A 20,474-nucleotide genomic window follows, 5' to 3' on the forward strand; every position below is an offset into this window, starting at 1 on the left:
AAGGGCGAGTTTCCCCTTTCCCCAAGCCGATTTACGCCACCGCCACCGTGCATGGACGGCCCAGCATGCTGAAACGGTTCAAGATGGCAGCGCGTACTTGCAGCTCTGCCACTTGGCTATCGAAGCGACGGGCCGTCACCCTTTCACCCAACCGTTTGAAGCAATGCATCTTGGTTTCCACCAGGCTGCGGCGATGGTAGCCGCTCCAACACTTCCAAATCGCCCGGCCTAGTCGTTTGGTCGCCCGCAGAATCTCATTCCGAGCCAGCACACCCAAGGAGTTTCCTTTCCATGGTTTCGCATTCTTGCGGGTCGGAATGCACCCGATCGCGCCCCGTGCGGCAATCGCCTCGTGGCATGCCTTGGTATCGAAAGCCCCATCGCCGGTCACACAGGCTATCGGCTCAGCGGCCGGAATTTGCGTCAATAGCGAAGGCAGCATTTGCGCATCGCCCTGGCGGTTGTCCGTGACTTCAATGGCGCGGATTTGCAGGGTTTCCGCATCGATGCCTAGATGTACTTTTCGCCATTGCCGGCGATATTCCGCGCCATGCCTCTTGGTTTTCCACTCCCCTTCGCCCAACATCTTGATGCCGGTGCTATCCACCAGCAGATGCAGAGCGGCTGAACTTTTTTGATAGGGAATTTTGACCTGCAGTGTCTGCTGCCGTCTGGACAGCGTGCTATAGTCGGGGGCGCCCCAGCCCAAGCCGGCCAACTTGAGCAGACTTTGGATGAAACCGATGGTCTGCCGCAAAGGCAGTCCAAACAGGTTCTTGATAGTCAAACAGAACTGAATAGCCACATCGCTATAGGTTTGCGCCCGTCCGCGCTTGCCCCGAGGAGCGGCCTGCAATGACATGCTCGTGTCCAGCCAGACGGACAGAGAGCCGCGTTGGATCAGGGCTTGGTTGTAGGCGTTCCAGTTGGTAGTGCGGTAACGTTTCGGAGCGGGCTTGGTCATGCCGCTATCCTACCAAGCTGCGGTGGAGAAGGATTTGTGCAACAGCGCCGAGCAAATGGCAAAGTTATTGACATGACATTTGGGTGGATTCAAAACAATGACGGCATCGTCAGGTTAACAACAGCTATTCCAACCAAGAAATGAATACAAAATTTTTTAAGTATGACGTGGTGAGATCAACTTGCTCTCTCGTGGATGGTGTGCCGAGTGGGACAACCGGAGCCATTTTGATGGTGTTTGCATCAGAACATCCTCAGTATGAAGTCGAGTTTGTTGACAGCGAAGGCGAATCACTAGCCGTCTTAACAGTGAAAGAGGAGAATTTAGAACTTGTGCAGCATTCTGGTTGATGCTTCAGCGGCTTTGTTGCACAAATCAGAGCTTGCGTCCATTCGGTAAAGTGACGGGGTGAGCAAGCTCTTCCTTCTCAAAGGTACTGTGGACAGTCCAGATAGAGATTTGTATGGATAGAATTGATAAGCAATGGATTTGTGAAATTAGAGAGTATTTGGATGGTTTCGGTACAGGAGGGTAGGGTTTTTTGACAGGAAGCTGAGTATGAAAATTGTGTTTCAAAATTACTTTATTGATGTTTTTTCCATTTATTGGATTGATGGAAAGACATTTTTCCTGGGGTTGCCAGCTGGGCACGGAGGTTTGATTTCTTATGAATCTTCTCAAGTAGAAGTTGTAGACGCCACATTGGCAGGTAGGTTGGTGTTTTGTGAGCTTAATCAGATTAAAGGTGTCTATCATTGGTCGATGATTGAAGAGCAATTGCTGGATGATTTGTTAGAGTCTGATGAGGATGCATATCGTAGATTTTTGGAGATTATTAAAGAGGAGGGGCTTATTGATGCTGGGTTCTGCTAAAAAAGAAGTGATGGTTTGTGCGTGTTGATGCTTGAGTAAATGGAAAATTGTTTCCTTGTTAGTGGCCTCGATAAAGAGGTTGAGATAAATTGCTGTTTTGTAATGGTCTCAGGGGTTGGGTTCTTGGTAGAGAGTAAGGAAGACGCATTCTCTATGAAAAATGCTATAAAAATCCAGCATCCCGATCTTGAAAAAATACTTTTCTCCTTGGTTCCTGCCCTCGGTGGGAGTGAGTTCAGCTATTTGTGTGATGCAAGCATAATTGGTACCCTGCGAAAAAGTGAGGATGTAAAATTCCAAGGAGAGATTGTTGATATTAAAAAATTTAATTTAATTGTTAGCGGCCTGCATTTTGAGATTTTTTAAATTTAACGAATTGTTGTGGGCGTAAAGGCTGTCCTGCTTGCGGGGTTTGCGTTGAGAGAAGATTAATGTAATCCTGAGCTAAATTCATATCGGTTTGGTTGTTTTTCAATAAAGATCTACTTTGATGAATAAAATTTCTGAAAGCGAAGATGTGTTACACCATTCGGGAAGTGGAAAAGGTAGCGGAGCAATCCGCTTCGGATTTGCGCGGAAATGAATTTTTTATCTGATAGGGTAGTGAATGGCAACGTATTCTTTTCTTGATGAAATGAAAAGTGATTTTTTAGAAATTATTAACGAAAAGTCTTCTAGTGCTGTTGATGATTTGTCGATTGACTATGGTGCATCACTGGAGAGTTTGCTATTAAAGTATATGGCACTTTGCCAGTCTAGAGCTGCTCTGCTTTCAGGCGCGAAAAGTGTTAACGATGAATTGGCAATGTAATCGGCGTTGCTAAGGCTAAGGAGCTACGCAATGGGCTTGTCAAGTTTATTTGATGCAATTGCTGATGACGCCGAAACTATACTTAAAACAGGGGGGTGGCCGGAGCTGCCTGAAGGATATGAACTGCCAGATTGCTATGGTAATTTGGGGAATAATTAGTCGCTAGGGATGTTGTGCTTGTTTAAGTGGCGTTGTTGGAACATATCTGACAAACAGAAATATTAAAGTAGATAAAGTGGATGTTGTCATTGGTGCTGAGGTCCATCTTTGGGTGGGGTTTAGAACTTACATTCTTTGCAAGTTGAATGTTGAGTTGTAACGACGCGCTTTTTAGATGAAACAAGTTACCCGACTTTCTCCCGAGTACTTCTGCCATTGCCTATGGGTGTTTTTTGATGATGGCGGAGTTGAAGATTTTCCAGTGGAGCGCCTTCCCATTAGTTTGGCCCTAAAAAATGAAGTGGAAAATTGGGAGGCTTGGTATCAGTCGACCTACTTCGATGAGTATCCAGCTAACTCCGCCTTTTCTCATCAACAAGAAGAAGCCGCTTTTTGGAGTGCAGGCATCATGCTGCAGCAGAAGCTGCAAAGGGTGCTTGGTGCAAGCTATCAGGTGGTTACTGGTTTTGAAAGCCGCCCGGTGGTGTGAGACGCACACCTAAAGTAAAAGAATGAGCTTAACTTAGGAAGGCTATGAGCATTGAAAGGCAGATGGAATTATTGACTGAGTTGGCTCGGATTGTGCATGAGTCGGCTAGTGAGGGTTATAGCGAGGCCCGCTGCGAGTTTGATTATGAATGTTCGGAAAAAGACTGGACTGTTGGCTCTAGTTTTTCCTATGTTTTGCAAGGGGTGGGTAGATCTGAGTTTTTGAATGATCCAAATGATCGCTCATCCCAGCTGGTACATGAACTACACGAACTCATGCGGCAGCATACTGGTGGGTCTTGGAAGGAGTTTGTGTTGTCTATAGATGCTAATGGTAAAGCCCATACTAACTTCATTTATTGAGGAGTAAGCTCAAAGGCTATGCACAGATCTCGGCCTTTGGGTGTTGTATAGAATGTACTGTATTGCAAAAAACCCGCAGCTGCGGGTTTTTTGCTGTGAATTGTGCGGGCTTGTTGGTGCTAGCTATGCTGGCGGCGTGACTTTAGGTTGCATCTGGATGGTCTTTTATTTGCTTGGAGTTGCTTGAAAATGATGCACATGACAATGTGCCTTCTTGATAAGTCTATATTTGATCTGTCTTGTTGCTGTGATTTTTTATTGGCTCAAGAAGAGGCCGTGTTTTGGAGTGCAGGCATCATGCTGCTGCAGTAGCTGCAAAAGCAGGAAAAAGTGTTGTATCGAATGCCATAGTGAAGACCACTATTGCGTCAGAAGTACTCGCTACGGAGAATGGTGTTAAGGGGGTAAGCATGCCCGATGTTGTTTCAGGAGTAAAACTCTCAGATCAGGCAAGAAATTTATATGCATAAGTATAGGAAAGCATTGGATGTTCATTATGTGGATTTGGTCAGAAGGGTTGCAAATAGAGCCTCTGAAGTGATAAATGGCCGAGAAATAGATGTTGTGACTGAGAAGGCACTAATTCAGGTCAAAGAACGTACTCAGCAGTGGATAAGCCCGTAGACTTCCTGAGCAAGTCGACAAGAAACCAAATAAAGGCCACTATTGATATGGCTAATCAGCAAGGCAAAGCAGCTGAATTTTGGTTTAAATATGGAGCGCGCCCAAAAGTGAGAAGTTATATTGAGACAAAGGGTGGAGTGGTTCGTGTGGAAATGGGGCGGTAAATGGCTAGCTATGTTCTGATAAGAGGTTGGATTGAGTGTGACTTTAAGGATGTGGTAAAAATCAAGGAGTCAGTTGAGAGTTGCTGGATGAAGTTTTCTGAGTTTCAAGTAGAGGAGGCGGTTGCTGTTTTGTATGGCAAGGGGTGGAGCTTTCCTGTGGAACCTATTAACTGGGTGAGCTTTGTTTTTTTGGTGCAAGCATAAATAAAAATAACTTGCTGTTTGTTAAGGGGGCAGTGTTAGAGCTGACTAAGCTTGGCTTGGATATTAAAGGCTTGTTTTATGTTGATGATGAAGATGATTGTGTAGCTAGGTTGTGGAGAGTGTCCGAAAGCGAGTTTGTTGAGGAAGAAAGGGACTGATTCAAAATAACATGATCAACCTCCATTGTGGCTATGGCTGTGATAAGGAGAGAGGCCCTAGATTTTCATGGTCGTGAAGCTGTTGGATAGTTTGGTGGTAGACCATCTGCAAGATAGCATAGTTTTCATGTGCTATCCGTGAGGGGGGGGCGTCGGTGACATTTGGATGGATTCGAAACAATGACGGCATCGTCAGATTAACAACAGCTATTCCGACCAAGAAATGAATACAAAATTCTTTAAGTATGACGTGGTGAGATCAACTTGCTCTCTCGTGGATGGTGTGCCGAGTGGGACAACCGGAGCCATTTTGATGGTGTTTGCATCAGAACATCCTCAGTATGAAGTCGAGTTTGTTGACAGCGAAGGCGAATCACTAGCCGTCTTAACAGTGAAAGAGGAGGATTTAGAACTTGTGCAGCATTCTGGTTGATGCTTCAGCGGCTTTGTTGCACAAATCAGAGCTTGCGTCCATTCGGTAAAGTGACGGGGTGAGCAAGCCCTTCCTTCTCAAAGGTACTGTGGACAGTCTAGATAGAGATTTGTATGGATAGAATTGATAAGCAATGGATTTGTGAAATTAGAGAATATTTGGATGGTTTCGGCACAGGAGGGGAGGACCTGTATCACGTTTTAAGCTCTGTCTTGTTGGAGGACAAAATGAACTATTTACAGTTTCTTGCCCGTGCAAGCGAGGGACATGGATGCCATGTCCATGAAGGTCTAGGGTATTCATTAGATCAAGACTGGGACTTTCCAGAAGACTTTGATGAGGTTGCTTTTTTTGTTGGATATTTTGAAAGCTCTACCTTGAAAGTTTCTGAATTTTTACTGGCGATTTCGTGTATTTCAAAGGCTTATGTGGAGCGGCATGTAGAGGACAAGCAAGCGGTTGAACGTTACATAGGAAAAATAAGATCTCGCTATTCTATTTTGTGATGGTTGAGGTGTATCTCGTGGTGAACTTGCATGTAGTGCTACCATAGTTGAGTGGCGTAAAGGCTGTCTGAGCCGAACTTTTACTCACTGGGTTTTGGTAATCTGCATAAACGATTATTAAGAAGTAGCATGAAATGGTGTTGGCATGCATAAAGAGATTTTTGGTCAGCCATATGATGAGCGCGATACAAATTGGGTTGTGTTGGCGTATTTGGATAGAATGTACAGTGATGGAAAATTTATCGAGGCGATTGAGTCTATTTCAGATGGAGTCGGCTTGAGTGTGGATGGCGCTTATTGCCATTTCCCATTTATGGATAGTTTTTACGATGAAGATAGATTTGAAGGGATTAAATTTATTTGCGGGTACTCGATGGATGGGGGTGATGATGAAGTGATTGTAAGTCTAGACGTTTGTTTGAGTTTGATTAATATTACGTGTGCAAAATACATGAAAAATCATCCAGAGGATGAGCGGATTGTAAAAGATATTTTTGATAAAACAAGTGAGAGATTTGGTGGTATTGATAGAGCATAATATTGGATATTTCATATTTGAAGTGAAGCGGGTGTTAGGGAAAAGTAGGAAAGCATAGGGTGGCGTGAGCTTACCTATGAGGTCATGTCAGGTAAAATTAGGTGGTTTGTAACTACAATTCCGAAAAAAGGAGGGGGGGGTGTTTATTAGGTCGGTGCCAGACAGTATTGAACTTTTAGGGTTTTTTGAGTCGGATCCTATAACTGAAAACAAGCAGGATCTACATTTTTCATATAGATATACTGATGTTAGCAATGTTACGGTTGTTTTTTCTTATTGCGAGGTCGCAGGGTGGGTTCAGGTTGTTTTGGAATTTCAGGGGCGCGAAATATCTCGATTCTTGTGTGAGTGTGTTTCTTGTTTTAAAATAAGGCGAGATGGTGTTGGGGGGATTTTAAGTGCTAAGGTTATGTTTGGGGGTGTGAGGCATGATTTTTCATTAAGAGTAAAGCCTTTTGTGAGTTTTAATTGCTCAAATTTGGAGATGTAAGAGTGGATGGGAGAGTGGAAGTGCTGAAGGCAAATGGTGAGGTGGGGTGCGTTTTGCAACTAGGTGGTCGTTCCTAAAAAAAAATAATGTAATGAAATTAATAATTAATTTCGCTAAGGATTTATTGTCTCAATCCTTGGTGCAGCAAAAAAATATACCCTGTCTTTGTAAGATAGGTATTAATTTTGAAGTGCATTTCCCATGCTTGCAATATGAAAAATTTGGGCTCGTTGAGGATTGGGACAGAAAGGAGTTGGAGTGGCGAGCCCCTGCAGGAGCAGGTGGAGCATGGACGCATCATAGGTGCTGCTTGATTTCACTTGAGCCAGTATCTGATGGTGTATACAAAATTGAAGATCTTTCAATGTTTTATGAAGATATGGGGTGGTTGCCAGTTCTCAAAAACTCTATATATGTGACGCCTGTCGGTATTTGGGATGAAGAGTAAGTTGAGTCGAGCAAATGGAAGTAAAGGGAACGATGCCCCCCGACGCCCCCCCAGTATTGAGTAGCACATCACTGCCGGCATGATCTACCTGAAGCTGCGGCAGGAGGGCATACAGGTCAATCACAAGCGGTTGGACCGGCTTTATGCCGAGGCGGGCCTGCAAATCCGCCGGCGCAAGCGCAAGAAAATCCCCGTGGCAGACCGTCACCCACTGGCTCGTCCTTTGGCGGCCAATCAGGTCTGGTCGATGGACTTTGTGTTCGACCGAACGGCAGAGGGGCGTGTCATCAAGAATCTGACCGTGGTCAATGATGCCACGGATGAGGCTGTGGCCATTGTTCCGGAACGTGCGATGGGAGGTCTGCATCTGACGCGCGTCTTCGACAAGCTGGCGAAGACACGTAGCTTGCCCAAAACCATCCAGACCGATAATGGCAAGGAATTCTGCAGCCGCGCCATGCTCACCTGGGCGCATGCCCGTGGCGTTCAGTTCTTCCTCATCGAGCCGGCAAGCCCAATCAGAACGCCTACATCGCATCGTTCAACGGGCGCTTCCGGGATGAATGTTTGAACGAGCACTGGTTCACCAGCCTGCGCCATGCCCAGGTCGTCATCGAAGCCTGGCGAAGGGAATACAACAAACAATGAAAGACCCAAGAAAGTCCTGGGTGGTTTGACACCGGCGGCCTATGCCGAATCACTTGCAGAGAAATCAGGTAAATTAACCTCGGACTCTAATGTTCAGTGCTACTGAGAATGGGGGGCGTCGGGCCCATAAAGAGGATTGAGTGATGCCAAAATTTGGATGTAAGTGTGGTTGTGTCATGAATTTATCTACGGGATGGGAATCGTATGAGCTTGCCTTGATTCCTGAGAAAAATATTGAGGAAATTTCGTGCCTATTGGAAAGTAATGAGGCCTTAGATGTTGATGGTTTTTTTGAAAGAATTGACAAAGATAGAGTAGGTGTTCTGAGGTGCCCTCAGTGCGAGAGGTTGTGGCTGGAGACTGAGAGTGGGGTGTATCAGTCCTATGTTAAAGAAGTGGAGTCGCGTTAGCGTGTTGTTATTTAGCTATGTGCAGGCTGTAAACTAGAAGAGTGATTTCCGAATAGCTATGCCATTGGAGAGCACAGAAAATTTCTAGGCTAGATGTGGCGATTCACCCCTAGTGGAACTGCACTTGTTCCTGGCTCGGGAATAAAACCTGCGATCACGCAAGGTGGTACTGTTGAAGTGTTTACAGATGCGTCAGGTGCCAAAGTTCCGGGAGTAGTGGCGGTCGGGCCGACAACGCCAAATGCAGTTGGGTCAAATGCAATGAGGATGCCAAATATTCCCAGTAGCAGCCAGGCAACTGTAGTTGCGAATAATCCATTTATTCCGCCAAACGCAGGAGGAACTGGCTCTATGATGGATTACTTACCTGAGGCCGCTCGTATCACTCAGCCCGGAGGAGAAATTATTATTAATGGCACTCCCGCTAATAAGTATTTAACCAATATGCCGACGCAGATGCAGCTTGATGCACTAGGTTTGTCAGTTAAGTATCAGGGCCCACTGCTCCCCCAGTTTCAAGGTATGACATTCTTGAGAACGGATGGCTCAGTACTTACGGCGCCAATGAAGTCGGTTGTGTTAGTAAAAAAACCATAAGGATTGCAAGTGAAAATTTTCAAAAATTGCTGGGATAAGATAGATACTTACAACTGTCAATATGGGGCGCATGTATTTTTCGATTCAACAGCGGAAATTTATGTAAACCAATGGCTGGCTCCTAGTCGTGAGCTATATCATGAATTTTCTCGAGTAAATGATGAAGGGTATGCGGGGCATTGTAAACTTGTATTTACCGGAGTGAGAAAATTCGATTTTCAAGTGACGTTGATTCATAAGGATGAAGATGGGAAATTATTTTGGAGGGATCCTATGTGCACAAGCTACGAAGGTAATGTGACTGAAGACTTAAAAGAGTATATTTTAGAAGGGAGTCTCCACGGTTTTTCATCGTCAGTTTCAATTAACGTGGAGGCCCAAGGGTTTGAATTGCATGTTTTAGAAAATGCTGAACCAGCAAGGCAGTCTTGGGCAATGTGATTTATTGGGCTAAATGGCAAGACTGTAACTGTGGAAAATTGGGAGGCTTGGTATCAGTCGACCTACTGCGATGAGTATCCAGCTAACTCCGCCTTTTCTCATCAACAAGAAGAAACCGCGTTTTGGAGTGCAGGCATCATGCTGCAGCAGAAGCTGCAAAGGGAGCTTGGTGCAAGCTATCAGGTTGTTACTGGTTTTGAAAACCGCCCGATGGTGTGAGACGCACACCTAAAGTAAAAGAATGTTAACTTAGGAAGACTATGAGCATTGAAAGGCAGATGGAATTATTGGCTGAGTTGGCTCAAATTGTACATGAGTCAGCAGAAGAGCCGTATAGCGAGGCTCACTGCGATTTTGAGTATGAATGTGGCGAAAAGGACTGGGCCGTTGGTTTTGGTTTTTCTTATACTGCACAAGGGGTTAGTAAGTCTAAGCTTTTGAAAAACCCACAAAATCAAGTGCCGGAGTTAGTGCATGAGCTACATGAGATCATGCTTCATCATACAGGTGGTTTTTGGAAGCAATTTGTATTGTCTATTGATGCTGATGGCAAGGCCCATGCCAAATTTTTTTATTGAGGAGTAAGCTCATCAAGGCCACGAACGGATCTCGGCCTTTAGGTGTTGTATAGAAGGAACTGCATTGCAAAAAAACCCGCGGCTGCGGGTTTTTTGCTGTGAATTGTGTGGGCTCGTTGGTGCCAGCTATGCTGGCGGCGTGACTTTAGGTTGCATCTGGATGGTCTTTTATTTGCTTGGAGTTGCTTGAAGATGGCGTCATGACAATGTGTCTTCTTGATAAACCTATGTTTAATCTATCTTGTTGTCGTGGCTTTTGGTTGAGTGTGACCGGCAGCAAGTTTCATAATAAACAATAAGCTTTTCCGACTTGTCTAACTGTTTAAGCAAAAGTCAATGAGAAAGGGAGTCGCGGTAATGGCATTGTTTTTTATGAGGCTGGTTTGAAAATGCGCTCGCTTGATAATTCGATGCTGCCACCCGCCAATCATGTTGTGAATCCAAATTGGGGTGTAGTGGAGGAGGCTATTAAGAAAGCATATGATTTTGATGGGCTTGTAGAGATAGAGGTAGAGCCACCGACAGCATTGTTTGTTAGTTCGATAAACCTTAAAGCTATAGGTGGAAAATTTAGAATTGTTTTGCTTACAAACTCGGAAGACCCAAAGAGTGAGCTTTTGGAGTGGTGGGGGAGTGAGGATGCGCCCTACAACGGTAAAGAATTCTTTGCCGAGCATGAATGGGATGCACGTACTGTTTGCAGCGACATCCTCGTGGCACTTCAACTATACTATGAGTTTGTGTTGACGCAGATGTTGTCGGACCAGAGTCTTGCGAGCTTTAGGTCTCCATGGAGCCCACTACCTTGTTGATCTCATTGGTTTACTTGATTTGAAGCGAGGCAAGTATTAGGTTGTACTTATGGGTTTGTTAGATGAGGCAAGTTATCCGACTTTATCCTGAGTATTTCTGTCATTGCCTGTGGCGACTTTTTGATGATGGCCGAATTGAATATTTTCTGGCTGAGCGTTTTCCTATCTTAAAAAATGAAGTGGGAAATTGGGAATGCTTGCTATAGCAGAAGCCACAAAAAAAGTTGGGCGCGGGTTACGAGGTTGTTTCACGTTTCAAAAATAACTTGATGGAGTAGGTTGTTGGAAAGTAAAGTGGTCAGGTAAGAAATGAACATTAGCTTGAGAAGGTCATCGGAAGATCGTAGTTATGTCTTGGTCGAGGATGTTGGTTTGAATTGGCATGCATTTCCGGGATTTGCCTCTGACTTGCTTTCTAAAATGCTTGCCAGGAATGTCCGGCATTTGTTCTGTGGAGAGGTGTTTGATGCACATGTCTACCATTTTGAATGGCAAGGTGTCGAGTGTGAGCTATTTTTTGATGAGTGGCCTGGGGAGTTTACGATCCAAGCTTTAGACTCCACTCAGGTTGGTGATGGCTTTGTAAATGATCTATTGAATTGTGTGGTGAGTTATAAGGTATAGCGTTCTGTTTGGTCGCTAATAAAGCAACCCGCATTCACGGGTTTTTGCTTGTCTTGATCGCTGTTTACAAGGGTTGAAGATCAAGCTGTGAGCGTAGGCATTGAAACCAGTTGCCGCAGCGGCAGAGACGGCTCCTCGCGCAAAGCCAGGCCTTGCGCGAGGAGCCGTTTTATCGCCTGATGACGGAATGAGGCTTTGACGCAGCGCCCCTGGTGAAGCAAGCAGGGGCGCGCGGAGGCTTTAGAACGAGTAAACCAAGCCCGTGCCAAAGGAGCTGATGCCGGCATCGTAGAAGTTGATGTCGGAGTTGGATTTGCCGTAGGCGGCGCTGACGAAGCCGGACAAGGCCTTGTAGCCGAACAACTGGTGGCGCAGATAGCCGACATCGATGGCGAAGGCCTTGCTGTCGGCTTTTTTATTGTTGAACAGCGGGTTGGCCTGGTCGAAGCGTTGCTGGCGGTAGAGCAGGCCGGCGGTGAAGGTGTTGAGGTCGCTGCTGTAGGCGTAGTCCAGGCTCAGGCCGTAGCTCTTGTTGCTCATCGCGCCGCCGTCCAGCTTGTCCTTGCCCCATACCAGGCCCGGAGTCAGGGTCTGGTTGGGGGCGAATGCCCATTCATAGCCCACTTTGAGCAAGGTGGCGTCGCCGTTGCGGTTCAGCGTGGCGCGGTCCGCCGCGCTCAGGCCGGCCACGCTCTGGCCGCTGCGCTCGTCGTCGATCTTGATGTTGCGCTGGGTGAGCAGGGCCTTGAAGCCGGTGCCCATGATGTTTTCCCAGCCCAGCAGCAGGCCGGTGGACTTGCGCTTGGTGCTGTCGCGGTCCACGCCCACGGCGTAGGGGTCGGTCCAGGTGTTTTTGCTGAGGCCGCCGTAGAGCAGGCCGGCGGAGACGATGCCGTTGTTGCCCACTTCCTGGCGCACGCCCAGTTCCAGGGTGTCGTCCATGCCCAGCGGGTCGTGGATCTGGCTGTCGAACACGATCTGGGTGCGGCTGGCGGCGAAGGTGTAGCTGAGGCTCAGCACCGGCAGCGCGAATGTGTCGTTATGGGATTCCGGCGAGTCGTTGAGGCTGTTGGTTCTTTGGTTCTTGTCGCCCTTGTAGAGGTTGGACTTGACCTTGTTGCCGCCCAGGCCCAGGCCGACGCTGCCGTTGAAGCCGCTTTCGGTGGGGATGGGGTCGGCGGCGGCCAGGCCCGCGAGCAGCAGGGCGCTGAGGCCAATGCTTATATTGCGCATGTTCACAATCCTTTGATGATGAGGGTGCTATGGACTTCCAGTGGTCGCTACGCCGTGGCGCACGGCGATATTGCAATCTGATGAACGGATAGGCATGAGCAAAAACCATGCCTTATGCATATTGATTCGGCCGCTTATAGTAGCCGGAAAGCGAGTGGAATGTCTCTTATTCGTGTACCGCTTTGAAAAACGAGCAGGTTTAGGCGCTGGCTTGTTGCGCATTTGCCAGCGGGCGCAGTGCTTGCCGGCCGCGACGCCGTTGCGTCGCGGCTTAGTGCATATATTAAGTCTGAGACGGCGGTTTACGCATCATTTGCCGTAGCGCCGCTTCGTAGGTGTTGAGCCGATCGATGTAGTCGAACACGTCCAGCTGCGCGATGCTCTGCGTCAGCACCAGTTCGAGTAGGTGGAAGAAACCGGCCCAGTAGCCGCGTTCGGCTCCGGGCGCGTCGAAGTCGACATCGCCGGCGATGCGGGCCAGCAGGAAGTGGTCCGGGCTGCCGGGGTTGTCTTGCAGGAACACGAGGAAGTGCGCGGCGTATTCCCGGCCCAGCAGATAGGCGTGCTGACGGTCGTTCGTTGGCGGCACTTGCCAGCAGTGCACCCTGGGCTGGTCCGGCCGCAGCGCGGCGAAGGGCAGGGCCTGATAGGGCTGGGGTTCGGGGTTGGGGAGGTAGCGGCGGCGAGGCGGCTTGGGAGGTAGTGTCATGTGCAGGTTCCTTTCATGGTAAACCCTGCACCCCCGTTTGCAATCGGGAAGGCAGGCGCATGACAGGGATTGCAAAACCGGGAAAAGACAACCGGCAGGCCATAGGCCTCCCCGCCATGGCCCGCCGTTGAAGGCATTGGCGTTGTCATTTCCATTCCGGGTTTGCAATCCCGGTGCTTCGAGATAGAAGCACGGTCGCATTATTGCCGGCTCCTGGCGCGCTAGGCAAGCGCGGCGGGCGACGACTTTCCGGGCTTAGTGCCTTGGGCTGCTCCGATCACGGCGTGGCGAGGGCTTATGCTTGCGAGAGGCCCGGCTCTGGATTGAGAGGTGGCGATGGCGAAGTGGTTTTGGAAGGTGAGTCATGCCATTGCTCTCGCTCATCATCCTAACCTCAATTGGGAAGGCGGGCGCGTGGCAGGGTTGAGAGACCGGTGCAAAGGGCCGGCCAGGCCATAGGCCTCCCCGTCACGGCCCGCCGTTGAAGGCATCAGCATAGTGTTGTCTTTTCGATTCCGGCTTGCAATCCCGGCGCTTCAAGATAGAGGAGTGGCTGCATTCTTGCGGGCTCACGGCGCACCCGGCAAGCGCCGCTGGCGGCGGTTTTCGAGGCAGGAACTTGACGGCGGCGGGGGTGGGGCGGAAACGGTTGGTGGTAGTATGGAACGATCAGCAACCATGCCGCGGGAGGGCTGGCATGACGAGAATGCGCCGCTTTGCCTGGGCCGTGTTGTTGCCGCTGGCCTTGTCCGCTTGTTCGCAGCAGCGCACCGCCGATGGCTCGCTCAAGCGTCGCCTGGATTGGCAGGAGGCCCTGGCCTTCGTGCATCAGGACGTGCCGCTGGCCGGCAATCACCTGGTGCTGCGCTCGTCGCTGGGCGGGCGCTTTGAGCTGAAGTTCTATGATCGCCAGCTGGTGGCGCCGTTGGACCCGCAATGGGAGCGGGTGCGCATCGTGGATGCGCGCGTCGTCGGCAAGGACGCGCTGGTGCTGTTGCGCGCCGACGATGCGGAGTGCGCGCCGGCTTATCGTCTGCTGCAGCTGCGCGATTACCAGGTGCGCAGTTGGACGCTGGTGGCCAGTTGCAATCAGGAGGGGGCGATGGCGGTGGACGAGGATGACGGCGCGTGGCGCGCGCGTCAGCCGCGCAATCGCCTGAACGCGATGGTGTGGACTTGGCGCGGCGGCGAGCTGGAGGCCAGGCTGGAGCGCCCGGCCTCGGCTTATGATTCGCCGCGGACGATTTCCCGCGGCGGTGGGCGCGTCGCGCGCGGGCCGCGCGGCGGCCGCGGCGAGTTGCCGGACAATGAGCGTGGGCTGCCGCCGGCGGAGTAGTTGCTCACTGCGCCGGCGTCACCCGCACCTTGATGCTGCGCTCCAGCTGCACATTGCTGCGGCTGACGCCGATGAGCACGGTTTCCTGTCCGCTCTGGTCGCGGCCGATGCCGCCCACGGTCAGCCATTCGCCCAGCGCGCCTTCCACGGTGGTGGCCAGTTTGGCGCTGTCCAGGCTCTGACCGTTGAAGGCTTGCTGGCTGGCGGCCAGTTCCAGCGTCACGCGCTGGCCGCGCAGCCGCGGCCGGGCGTAGAAGCCGGTGACGGCGTCCTGGTAGCGCACGCCCACCACCGGGCGGCCGTCGGCGCCGAACATCAGCCAGGGCAGCGGCCGGCTGCTGCCTATCTCGATGAAGCCGGTCTTGCCGTCCAGCATGCGCAGCGCCTGGCTGGCTTGCAGCCGGGTGTTGGACTGGCTGGCGCCGCCGGCGATCACCACCTGGCTGCCGGGGCGCAGCGTCATCGGCTTGCCGGTGCTGATGCTGTAGCCGCCGCCCTGAACCTGGCCGCCCAGCTGCACCGCGGATTTGCTTTCGCGGCTGACGCCGTCCTGGGCCACTTCCACCAGCAGGGACGAGGATTTGACGTCCAGCTGGCGGATCAGCCGCCGCAGCTCGGCGCTGCGGCCGGGCGGGGCGTCCAGGATCAGCTGGTTGCCCAGCGCGCCCAGCTTTTCGCCGTCGCGCAGTTGCGGGCGCAGCGCGGCGGTCACTTCGTCGCCGTCGCGCCAGTTGAGGGTGATCACGTCGGCGGCTTGCGCGGCGGCGGCCAGGCTCAGCAGCGCGGCCGCCAATAGGGTTTTTCGTTTCGATCTCATGTCACAATTCCTTGCCGGAGCGCCAGATGGCCCAGACCAGCCACACGCTGTTGAACATGGCCAGCATGAAGCCGATGAAGCCGAAGAAGGGCAGGCCGAATAGCTTGGGTCCGGCGTTGACGGTCATCACGATGGAGGAGCCTATGATCAGGCAGCCGGTGACGATGCCCATGGTCAGCCGGTTGGCGCTGCGGTCCAGCTGGCGGCCGAAGCTGTCCAGCCGTTGCAGGTCCAGGTTGACGCGGAACTTGCCGTGGCGCATGTCCTTGGCCATGCGCATCAGGTCGCGCGGCAGGCTGGAGAGCATGGACAGCGCTTCGCTCAGCGAGTGGCGGCCGCGCTTGAACAGGGCGCTGGGGTGGTAGCGGGCGATGGAAAGCTCGCGCACGAAGGGGGTGATGTGGGCGATCAGCTGGAAGTTGGGGTCCAGCTGGCGGCCCAGGCCTTCCAGGGTGATCAGCGCCTTGAACAGCATGGCCATGTCCGGCGGCAGCAGGATGGAGTGGTCGCGGATCAGCGCCATGATGTCGCCGATCAGCTGGCTGATGTTGATGCCCTTGAGCGGCACGTGTTCGTACTGGAACAGGAATTCGGCCACGTCGTGGGCGAACTGGCGTTCGTTGACCGGGGTGCTGCCGGTCCATTCGATCAGCACGTCGATGATGCCGGCTTCGTCGCGGTTGGCGACGGCGGCGAGCAGGTCGACGATTTCATCGCGGCGGCCATGGCTGATGCGGCCCACCATGCCGAAGTCGATGAAGGCGATGCGGTGTTCCGGCAGGAAGAACACATTGCCGGGGTGCGGGTCGGCGTGGAAGAAGCCGTGGATCAGGATCATCTTGAGCACGGCGTCGGCGCCGCGCTGGGCCAGCAGCACCGGGTCCAGGCCGCTGTCGGCCAGTTGTTCCAGCCGGGTGGCCGGCACGCCGGCGATGTAGTCCTGCACGTTGACGGCGGCGTTGGTGTAGTCCCAGTACACCTTGGGCACTTGCACTTCCGGATCGTCGGCGAAGTCGCGGGCGAAGCGTTCGGAGTTGCGCGCTTCCACCGCGAGATCCATTTCGCGCTTCAGCGAGCGGGCGAACTGGCCGACGATTTCCACCGGCTGGAAGCGGCGCACGTCGGGGAATTCCAGTTCCAGCAGGCCGGCCAGGTGGTTGAGGATGCGCAGGTCGGCGTCCACCTTGTCCACGATGCCGGGGCGGCGCAGCTTGACCGCCACTTCGCGGCCGTCGCGCAGGGTGGCGCGGTGGACCTGGGCGATGGAGGCGGAGCCTATGGGTTCGAGGTCGAAGCTGGCGAACAGCGCTTCCGGTTCCGCGCCCAGCGCGGCCTTGACCAGCCGGCGCACCGATTCCGGGCTGACCGGCGGCACCTTGCTCTGCAGTTTTTCGAATTCGGCTATCCATTCCGGCGGGAACACGTCCACGCGGGTGGACAGGATTTGGCCGAGCTTGATGAAGGTGGGGCCCAGTTCTTCAAAGGCCAGGCGCACGCGCACCGGGGTGGGCGGGCGGCTTGCGGATTCCGGCAGGTCCAGGTTCAGCCATTGGCCGGCTTTTTCCACCGCGCGCGGTAATTTTAGCCTTTGGGCGAATTCGCCCAGGCCGTGGCGGATCAGGATGCCGCTGATTTCTTTCAGCCGCGGCAGGTCGCGCATGGCGATCAGGGTTTCTCTCAGCATGAATGCTGCCTTGTGGGCATGGGGTTGTCGCTCAAAAACAAGGGCTTGCCGGGCGGGCGCGCCGACGCGGCCTTGCCGCGGGGTTTTCGCCGTCCGTCATGCCATTGCGATGGATTGTACGCCATTAGTGGCGGCTGTCTCGGCCAAGGTTCAAGCCAGGGCTCAAGCCGGGCGGCCCAAAGCGCCGGAAACGGCCTGCCTGCGGCTTTACACTGCCGCCCCCGTCCGATAGAGTTCGGCCTATGAAATTGCAACTCCGCTTAATGACTCTGGTGCTGGCGGGCTTTATGGTATTCGCTGAAGCGGCGCCGGAAAAGGCCCCTCCGGAAGGGCGCCCCGCGGCGGAAGCTAGCGCGCAGTCCGGCCAGGACGATCCCATATCCAAATTCTCCTCCCCCGCGGAAGACGCGGTGGGGGATCTGCTGTTGCAAGCCATGAGCCTGTTGGGCGTGGCCTATCGTTTTGGCGGCAACTCGCCGGAAAACGGCCTGGATTGCAGTGGCTTTATCCGCTATGTATTTCAAAAGTCGCTGAAGGTGAACCTGCCGCGCACGTCCGCCGAAATGGCGCGAGTGGGCAAATCCATCAATCGCGGCGAACTCGTGCCCGGCGATCTGGTCTTTTTCAACACCCGCGGCTTCACGTATTCGCATGTCGGCATGTATATGGGCAATGGTAAGTTCATCCATGCGCCGCGCACCGGCAAGAATATCGAGGTGGCCAATATCAATCAAAGCTATTGGGCCGGCCGTTTCAACGGCGCGCGGCGGGTGAACCGCAGCACGGCGGCGCAGGCGGCGGACACGTCGGATGATCTGAACGTGGCGGCGCCGGTGCGCAAGGTGGCGGACAGCGCGCCCGCGGTCAAGTGCCGCAAGGGCAAGAAGTGCAAGGCGGAGGCGGCGGCCAAGAAGGGTGGCAAGGCCGAATCCAAAAAGGCCGGCAAGGGCGGCGCCGCGAAGAAGGGCGGCAAGGCGGCTGCCGGCGGCAAGAAAAAAGCCAAGCGTTGATTGGCGGTTTAAGCTGGTAACGATAGCAGGATTGACATTGCCCGCATTGCGGGCAATGTGCTTTGGAGTGAAACGATGGCATTGAACGTGACTATTCCGGTGTGGAAGGACCCACAAGGCAATGTGGTGGCCTGCGTGGAGAAGCTGAAGGTGATGCAGGAGAACCTGGAGGAGCTGGCGCAGCTGGCGCAGGACGCGCTGGAAGACGCGGTGCTGATGGGCTGCGACGAGCATCAGGTCAAGGATTTCCTGGTGCAGGTGATGCAAAGCCTGCACAACCCCTATCAAGGGCGCTGAGCGCCGTTTTCATCCACCCCCTCGGGCCGCCGCCGCGCGCGGCGGGCCCGCGACTCGTTCCGGAAAGGGGCTTTTTTGATGCATTGGCCTTTTGAAGCCTTTATCGGCCTGCGTTATTTGCGGGCCAAACGCCGCAACGGTTTCATTTCCTTCATTTCCCTGATTTCCATCATCGGCATCGCGCTGGGGGTGGCGACGCTGATCATCGTGCTGTCGGTGATGAACGGTTTCCAGAAGGAGATCCGCGGCCGCATCCTGGGCGTGGCCTCGCACCTGGAGATCAGCAGCTTCGACGGCCGGCTGGAGCATTGGCAGCAGACGGCCGAGTTGGGCCGCCAGCAGCCGCATGTGCTGGCCGCGGCGCCCTTCGTCAGCGGCCAGGGCCTGTTTTCCGCCTACGGCAATGTCCGCGGCGGCCTGCTGCGCGGCATCGAGCCGGCGCTGGAGAACAAGGTGGTGGACGTGGGCAGCCACATGGTGGCCGGCAAGCTGGAGGATTTGCGTCCCGGCGAGTTCGGCATGGCGCTGGGCGCGGAATTGGCGCGTCAGTTGAACGTGGGCCTGGGCGACAAGGTGATGCTGTTCGTGCCGCAGGGCACGATCACGCCGGCCGGCATGCTGCCGCGTTCCAAGCAGTTCACCGTGGTGGGCATTTTCAAGGTGGACATGTTCGAGTTCGACGCGTCGATGGCGATGGTGAATCTGCGCGATGCTCAGGTGCTGTCGCGGCTGGGCGATAATGTCAGCGGCGTGCGCTTCAAGCTGGACGATCCGATGCTGGCGCCGGCGGTGAAGGCGTCCCTGCGCGCCAAGCTGCCGCAGAACCTGGTGACGGACTGGACCGACAGCAATTCCAATTATTTCCGCGCGGTGCAGATCGAGAAGCGGATGATGACCATCATCCTGACCTTGATCGTGGCGGTGGCGGCGTTCAATCTGGTGTCCACGCTGGTGATGGTGGTGACCGACAAGCAGGCGGACATCGCCATTCTGCGCACCCTGGGCGCCTCGCCCGGCAGCATCATGAAAATCTTCATGATCCAGGGCTCGGTGGCGGGGGTGCTGGGCACTTTGTCCGGGGTGGTCTTCGGCGTGGTGGTGGCCTTGAACCTGGGCGTGATCGTGCCGGTGATCGAGCGCATCATCGGCAGCAAGATTCTGTCCAGCGAGGTGTATGTGATCGACTATCTGCCGTCCGACGTGCAGTGGAGCGATGTGTCCTCCATCACCCTGATTTCCCTGGCGCTGGCCTTGCTGGCCACGCTGTACCCCAGCTGGCGCGCGGCGCGCACGCAACCGGCGGAGGCCTTGCGCTATGAGTAATGTGTTGTCGTGCCAAGGGCTGGGCAAGTCCTATAACGAGGGCAAGCTGCAGTTGACGGTGTTGTCCGATGTCAGCCTGTCGGTGGAGAAGGGCGCCAGCCTGGCCATCGTCGGCGCGTCCGGTTCCGGCAAGAGCACGCTGCTGCATTTGCTGGGCGGGCTGGACACGCCGAGCCAGGGCAGCGTCGAGGTGTTGGGCCGCGATCTGGCGACCCTGTCCGAATCCGAACGCGGCCGCTTGCGCAATGCCTCGATGGGCTTTGTGTACCAGTTCCACCATTTGCTGCCGGAATTCAGCGCGTTGGAAAACGTGATCATGCCGCTGTTGATCCGCCGCATGGCGCGCAAGCAGGCGGAAGGGATGGCGGGCGAGATGCTGGAACGGGTGGGCCTGGGCCAGCGCCTGCTGCACAAGCCGGGCGAGTTGTCAGGCGGCGAGCGCCAACGCGCGGCGATCGCGCGCGCGCTGGTGACGCAGCCGGCCTGCCTGCTGGCGGACGAGCCCACCGGCAATCTGGACGTGCACACCGCGCGCCAGGTGTTCGACCTGATGCTGGAGCTGAATCGCACATTGGGCACCAGCCTGATCATCGTCACCCACGATCTGGATTTGGCCGCGCGCACCCAGCGCACGCTGCGGCTGAACGAGGGCCGGCTGGCCGAACTGGCGCCGGAGCGCGCCGACAGCGCCGGCCTGGCGCTTTGATTGCTTTCGGACCCGTTTCAAACTT

Annotated in this window: 29 protein-coding genes and 1 pseudogene; 25 read left to right on the forward strand and 5 right to left on the reverse strand. The window is 53.6% G+C overall.

Annotated elements, in window-relative coordinates; all coding sequences use genetic code 11:
• Positions 1–31: 31 nt before the first annotated feature.
• Positions 32–964: an IS5 family transposase gene (locus VI26_RS06345; RefSeq protein WP_048408908.1), complete on the reverse strand. Its 933-nt coding sequence runs from the start codon at positions 962–964 to the stop codon at positions 32–34.
• 140 nt (positions 965–1,104) lie between these two features.
• Here VI26_RS06345 and VI26_RS25300 point away from each other — a divergent pair, with 140 nt between their 5' ends.
• The 20 genes and pseudogenes from VI26_RS25300 (at position 1,105) to VI26_RS24375 (ending at position 11,334) form a co-directional block, all read left to right on the forward strand.
• Positions 1,105–1,314, forward strand: a complete 210-nt coding sequence (locus VI26_RS25300; RefSeq protein WP_082150916.1) for a DUF4926 domain-containing protein — start codon at positions 1,105–1,107, stop codon at positions 1,312–1,314.
• Between the two features lie 208 nt (positions 1,315–1,522).
• Complete coding sequence (locus tag VI26_RS06350) at positions 1,523–1,837, forward strand: hypothetical protein (RefSeq protein ID WP_048408909.1); 315 nt, start codon at positions 1,523–1,525, stop codon at positions 1,835–1,837.
• 153 nt (positions 1,838–1,990) lie between these two features.
• Positions 1,991–2,203, forward strand: a complete 213-nt coding sequence (locus VI26_RS06355; RefSeq protein WP_156183765.1) for a hypothetical protein — start codon at positions 1,991–1,993, stop codon at positions 2,201–2,203.
• Between the two features lie 241 nt (positions 2,204–2,444).
• Positions 2,445–2,648 (forward strand): hypothetical protein, encoded by a 204-nt coding sequence (locus VI26_RS24795; RefSeq protein ID WP_197081400.1) that lies wholly within the window; start codon positions 2,445–2,447, stop codon positions 2,646–2,648.
• A 334-nt stretch (positions 2,649–2,982) separates the two neighbouring features.
• Entirely contained in the window at positions 2,983–3,297 is a 315-nt protein-coding gene (locus tag VI26_RS24340) for a hypothetical protein (protein WP_156183766.1), read from the forward strand.
• Between the two features lie 62 nt (positions 3,298–3,359).
• Positions 3,360–3,659 carry a hypothetical protein gene (locus VI26_RS24345; protein ID WP_156183767.1) on the forward strand — a complete coding sequence of 100 codons (300 nt, stop codon included), beginning with the start codon at positions 3,360–3,362 and terminating at the stop codon, positions 3,657–3,659.
• A gap of 462 nt (positions 3,660–4,121) precedes the next feature.
• Positions 4,122–4,283 carry a restriction endonuclease fold toxin gene (locus tag VI26_RS25225; RefSeq protein WP_304413456.1) on the forward strand — a complete coding sequence of 54 codons (162 nt, stop codon included), beginning with the start codon at positions 4,122–4,124 and terminating at the stop codon, positions 4,281–4,283.
• A complete protein-coding gene (locus VI26_RS25230; protein WP_304413457.1) occupies positions 4,268–4,447 on the forward strand; it encodes a restriction endonuclease fold toxin in 180 nt (59 codons plus the stop codon). Before VI26_RS25225 ends, VI26_RS25230 begins: the two co-directional genes overlap by 16 nt.
• Positions 4,448–4,651, forward strand: coding sequence for a hypothetical protein (locus VI26_RS06360; protein ID WP_048408911.1), 204 nt, complete (start codon positions 4,448–4,450; stop codon positions 4,649–4,651). It abuts the gene before it with no gap.
• 381 nt (positions 4,652–5,032) lie between these two features.
• A complete protein-coding gene (locus VI26_RS25305; RefSeq protein WP_082150917.1) occupies positions 5,033–5,242 on the forward strand; it encodes a DUF4926 domain-containing protein in 210 nt (69 codons plus the stop codon).
• 113 nt (positions 5,243–5,355) lie between these two features.
• The gene (locus VI26_RS24350) at positions 5,356–5,748 is read left to right on the forward strand and encodes a hypothetical protein (RefSeq protein ID WP_156183768.1); all 393 of its coding nucleotides are present in this window, start codon (positions 5,356–5,358) and stop codon (positions 5,746–5,748) included.
• Positions 5,749–5,893: 145 nt separating this feature from the next.
• Positions 5,894–6,286, forward strand: a complete 393-nt coding sequence (gene cdiI, locus VI26_RS23735; RefSeq protein WP_082150918.1) for a ribonuclease toxin immunity protein CdiI — start codon at positions 5,894–5,896, stop codon at positions 6,284–6,286.
• Positions 6,287–6,867: 581 nt separating this feature from the next.
• Positions 6,868–7,224, forward strand: coding sequence for a hypothetical protein (locus tag VI26_RS24355; protein ID WP_197081401.1), 357 nt, complete (start codon positions 6,868–6,870; stop codon positions 7,222–7,224).
• A gap of 76 nt (positions 7,225–7,300) precedes the next feature.
• Positions 7,301–7,978, forward strand: a pseudogene (locus VI26_RS06365) (IS3 family transposase); the annotation flags it as partial.
• A gap of 397 nt (positions 7,979–8,375) precedes the next feature.
• Positions 8,376–8,879 carry a hypothetical protein gene (locus VI26_RS24950; RefSeq protein ID WP_231580966.1) on the forward strand — a complete coding sequence of 168 codons (504 nt, stop codon included), beginning with the start codon at positions 8,376–8,378 and terminating at the stop codon, positions 8,877–8,879.
• Between the two features lie 9 nt (positions 8,880–8,888).
• On the forward strand, positions 8,889–9,320 hold the full coding sequence (locus VI26_RS23745; protein WP_082150925.1) for a hypothetical protein: 432 nt from the start codon (positions 8,889–8,891) through the stop codon (positions 9,318–9,320).
• Between the two features lie 30 nt (positions 9,321–9,350).
• Positions 9,351–9,539, forward strand: coding sequence for a hypothetical protein (locus VI26_RS24360; protein WP_156183769.1), 189 nt, complete (start codon positions 9,351–9,353; stop codon positions 9,537–9,539).
• A gap of 41 nt (positions 9,540–9,580) precedes the next feature.
• On the forward strand, positions 9,581–9,898 hold the full coding sequence (locus VI26_RS24365; protein ID WP_156183770.1) for a hypothetical protein: 318 nt from the start codon (positions 9,581–9,583) through the stop codon (positions 9,896–9,898).
• A 410-nt stretch (positions 9,899–10,308) separates the two neighbouring features.
• Positions 10,309–10,710, forward strand: coding sequence for a hypothetical protein (locus VI26_RS24370; RefSeq protein WP_231580967.1), 402 nt, complete (start codon positions 10,309–10,311; stop codon positions 10,708–10,710).
• Between the two features lie 309 nt (positions 10,711–11,019).
• Complete coding sequence (locus VI26_RS24375; RefSeq protein ID WP_156183772.1) at positions 11,020–11,334, forward strand: hypothetical protein; 315 nt, start codon at positions 11,020–11,022, stop codon at positions 11,332–11,334.
• 240 nt (positions 11,335–11,574) lie between these two features.
• Here the strand turns inward: VI26_RS24375 and VI26_RS06370 are convergent, their stop codons facing one another.
• Together VI26_RS06370 and VI26_RS06375 are read right to left on the reverse strand one after the other, a co-directional pair.
• Positions 11,575–12,567, reverse strand: coding sequence for a DUF2860 family protein (locus VI26_RS06370; protein ID WP_048408912.1), 993 nt, complete (start codon positions 12,565–12,567; stop codon positions 11,575–11,577).
• 283 nt (positions 12,568–12,850) lie between these two features.
• Positions 12,851–13,276, reverse strand: coding sequence for a hypothetical protein (locus tag VI26_RS06375; protein ID WP_048408913.1), 426 nt, complete (start codon positions 13,274–13,276; stop codon positions 12,851–12,853).
• A 697-nt stretch (positions 13,277–13,973) separates the two neighbouring features.
• Between VI26_RS06375 and VI26_RS06380 the strand changes: the two genes are divergently transcribed.
• On the forward strand, positions 13,974–14,612 hold the full coding sequence (locus tag VI26_RS06380; protein ID WP_156183773.1) for a hypothetical protein: 639 nt from the start codon (positions 13,974–13,976) through the stop codon (positions 14,610–14,612).
• Between the two features lie 4 nt (positions 14,613–14,616).
• On the opposite strand, the gene VI26_RS06385 is transcribed toward VI26_RS06380, so the two are convergent.
• Entirely contained in the window at positions 14,617–15,429 is an 813-nt protein-coding gene (locus VI26_RS06385) for a hypothetical protein (RefSeq protein ID WP_048408915.1), read from the reverse strand.
• Position 15,430: 1 nt separating this feature from the next.
• Positions 15,431–17,113 carry an AarF/ABC1/UbiB kinase family protein gene (locus VI26_RS06390; RefSeq protein WP_048408916.1) on the reverse strand — a complete coding sequence of 561 codons (1,683 nt, stop codon included), beginning with the start codon at positions 17,111–17,113 and terminating at the stop codon, positions 15,431–15,433.
• Between the two features lie 287 nt (positions 17,114–17,400).
• Here VI26_RS06390 and VI26_RS06395 point away from each other — a divergent pair, with 287 nt between their 5' ends.
• From VI26_RS06395 to lolD, 4 genes are all read left to right on the forward strand, one after another.
• The gene (locus VI26_RS06395; RefSeq protein WP_231580968.1) at positions 17,401–18,123 is read left to right on the forward strand and encodes a C40 family peptidase; all 723 of its coding nucleotides are present in this window, start codon (positions 17,401–17,403) and stop codon (positions 18,121–18,123) included.
• 75 nt (positions 18,124–18,198) lie between these two features.
• Positions 18,199–18,420 carry a hypothetical protein gene (locus tag VI26_RS06400; RefSeq protein WP_197081402.1) on the forward strand — a complete coding sequence of 74 codons (222 nt, stop codon included), beginning with the start codon at positions 18,199–18,201 and terminating at the stop codon, positions 18,418–18,420.
• 78 nt (positions 18,421–18,498) lie between these two features.
• Positions 18,499–19,743, forward strand: coding sequence for a lipoprotein-releasing ABC transporter permease subunit (locus VI26_RS06405; RefSeq protein WP_048408918.1), 1,245 nt, complete (start codon positions 18,499–18,501; stop codon positions 19,741–19,743).
• Positions 19,736–20,449, forward strand: coding sequence for a lipoprotein-releasing ABC transporter ATP-binding protein LolD (gene lolD, locus VI26_RS06410; RefSeq protein ID WP_048408919.1), 714 nt, complete (start codon positions 19,736–19,738; stop codon positions 20,447–20,449). The genes VI26_RS06405 and lolD overlap by 8 nt, the downstream gene beginning before the upstream one ends.
• The last annotated feature ends 25 nt before the right edge of the window (positions 20,450–20,474 follow it).

The sequence above is a fragment of the Chromobacterium sp. LK1 genome (genome assembly GCF_001043555.1).
In the GTDB taxonomy this organism is placed as follows: Bacteria; Pseudomonadota; Gammaproteobacteria; order Burkholderiales; family Chromobacteriaceae; genus Chromobacterium; species Chromobacterium aquaticum.

Excerpts from the sequence above, each read along its gene's own strand:
- VI26_RS06345 (WP_048408908.1), bottom strand. The coding sequence starts at position 964 with ATGACCAAGCCCGCTCCGAAACGTTACCGCACTACCAACTGGAACGCC.
- VI26_RS25300 (WP_082150916.1), top strand. The coding sequence starts at position 1,105 with ATGAATACAAAATTTTTTAAGTATGACGTGGTGAGATCAACTTGCTCT.
- VI26_RS06350 (WP_048408909.1), top strand. The coding sequence starts at position 1,523 with ATGAAAATTGTGTTTCAAAATTACTTTATTGATGTTTTTTCCATTTAT.
- VI26_RS06355 (WP_156183765.1), top strand. The coding sequence starts at position 1,991 with ATGAAAAATGCTATAAAAATCCAGCATCCCGATCTTGAAAAAATACTT.
- VI26_RS24795 (WP_197081400.1), top strand. The coding sequence starts at position 2,445 with ATGGCAACGTATTCTTTTCTTGATGAAATGAAAAGTGATTTTTTAGAA.
- VI26_RS24340 (WP_156183766.1), top strand. The coding sequence starts at position 2,983 with ATGAAACAAGTTACCCGACTTTCTCCCGAGTACTTCTGCCATTGCCTA.
- VI26_RS24345 (WP_156183767.1), top strand. The coding sequence starts at position 3,360 with ATGGAATTATTGACTGAGTTGGCTCGGATTGTGCATGAGTCGGCTAGT.
- VI26_RS25225 (WP_304413456.1), top strand. The coding sequence starts at position 4,122 with ATGCATAAGTATAGGAAAGCATTGGATGTTCATTATGTGGATTTGGTC.
- VI26_RS06360 (WP_048408911.1), top strand. The coding sequence starts at position 4,448 with ATGGCTAGCTATGTTCTGATAAGAGGTTGGATTGAGTGTGACTTTAAG.
- VI26_RS25305 (WP_082150917.1), top strand. The coding sequence starts at position 5,033 with ATGAATACAAAATTCTTTAAGTATGACGTGGTGAGATCAACTTGCTCT.
- VI26_RS24350 (WP_156183768.1), top strand. The coding sequence starts at position 5,356 with ATGGATAGAATTGATAAGCAATGGATTTGTGAAATTAGAGAATATTTG.
- cdiI (WP_082150918.1), top strand. The coding sequence starts at position 5,894 with ATGCATAAAGAGATTTTTGGTCAGCCATATGATGAGCGCGATACAAAT.
- VI26_RS24355 (WP_197081401.1), top strand. The coding sequence starts at position 6,868 with ATGAAATTAATAATTAATTTCGCTAAGGATTTATTGTCTCAATCCTTG.
- VI26_RS24950 (WP_231580966.1), top strand. The coding sequence starts at position 8,376 with ATGTGGCGATTCACCCCTAGTGGAACTGCACTTGTTCCTGGCTCGGGA.
- VI26_RS24365 (WP_156183770.1), top strand. The coding sequence starts at position 9,581 with ATGAGCATTGAAAGGCAGATGGAATTATTGGCTGAGTTGGCTCAAATT.
- VI26_RS24370 (WP_231580967.1), top strand. The coding sequence starts at position 10,309 with ATGCTGCCACCCGCCAATCATGTTGTGAATCCAAATTGGGGTGTAGTG.
- VI26_RS24375 (WP_156183772.1), top strand. The coding sequence starts at position 11,020 with ATGAACATTAGCTTGAGAAGGTCATCGGAAGATCGTAGTTATGTCTTG.
- VI26_RS06370 (WP_048408912.1), bottom strand. The coding sequence starts at position 12,567 with ATGCGCAATATAAGCATTGGCCTCAGCGCCCTGCTGCTCGCGGGCCTG.
- VI26_RS06375 (WP_048408913.1), bottom strand. The coding sequence starts at position 13,276 with ATGACACTACCTCCCAAGCCGCCTCGCCGCCGCTACCTCCCCAACCCC.
- VI26_RS06380 (WP_156183773.1), top strand. The coding sequence starts at position 13,974 with ATGACGAGAATGCGCCGCTTTGCCTGGGCCGTGTTGTTGCCGCTGGCC.
- VI26_RS06385 (WP_048408915.1), bottom strand. The coding sequence starts at position 15,429 with ATGAGATCGAAACGAAAAACCCTATTGGCGGCCGCGCTGCTGAGCCTG.
- VI26_RS06390 (WP_048408916.1), bottom strand. The coding sequence starts at position 17,113 with ATGCTGAGAGAAACCCTGATCGCCATGCGCGACCTGCCGCGGCTGAAA.
- VI26_RS06395 (WP_231580968.1), top strand. The coding sequence starts at position 17,401 with ATGGTATTCGCTGAAGCGGCGCCGGAAAAGGCCCCTCCGGAAGGGCGC.
- VI26_RS06400 (WP_197081402.1), top strand. The coding sequence starts at position 18,199 with ATGGCATTGAACGTGACTATTCCGGTGTGGAAGGACCCACAAGGCAAT.
- VI26_RS06405 (WP_048408918.1), top strand. The coding sequence starts at position 18,499 with ATGCATTGGCCTTTTGAAGCCTTTATCGGCCTGCGTTATTTGCGGGCC.
- lolD (WP_048408919.1), top strand. The coding sequence starts at position 19,736 with ATGAGTAATGTGTTGTCGTGCCAAGGGCTGGGCAAGTCCTATAACGAG.